This window comes from Chryseobacterium sp. SIMBA_028, from assembly GCF_046535285.1.
GTDB lineage: Bacteria > Bacteroidota > Bacteroidia > Flavobacteriales > Weeksellaceae > Chryseobacterium.
This window is the reverse complement of the sequence record NZ_JAWRWZ010000610.1, coordinates 1-251: the sequence shown is the minus strand read 5'-3', so window position 1 is coordinate 251 and position 251 is coordinate 1. Positions and strand designations below refer to the sequence as shown.

The window sequence follows — 251 nt, the reverse complement described above, 5'->3', positions numbered from 1 at the left end:
ATAATATTGCGCTTCTGGTGAAATATTTTTTGTTTTTAAAGTGTATTTAACATTATCTGCACTGCTTATCACTTGTAGGTTGAGCCCTGAAGATGAAACTTCAGGCAGATTAATAGTTTGTTTTTGTCCTTTTTTATCTTGAACAGTTAGCTGGTATTTTTTTCCACTTTCCGGAGTGATATTAAATAGTCCAACGTTTTGATCAAGCCCTTTGAAAGTAACGATTTTCGTATCAGGTTTATCTATTTCTG

General features: G+C 32.7%; 1 pseudogene. It reads right to left on the bottom strand.

The features are described from left to right. A pseudogene (locus tag SCA31_RS24670) lies at positions 1-251 on the bottom strand (hypothetical protein); the annotation flags it as partial.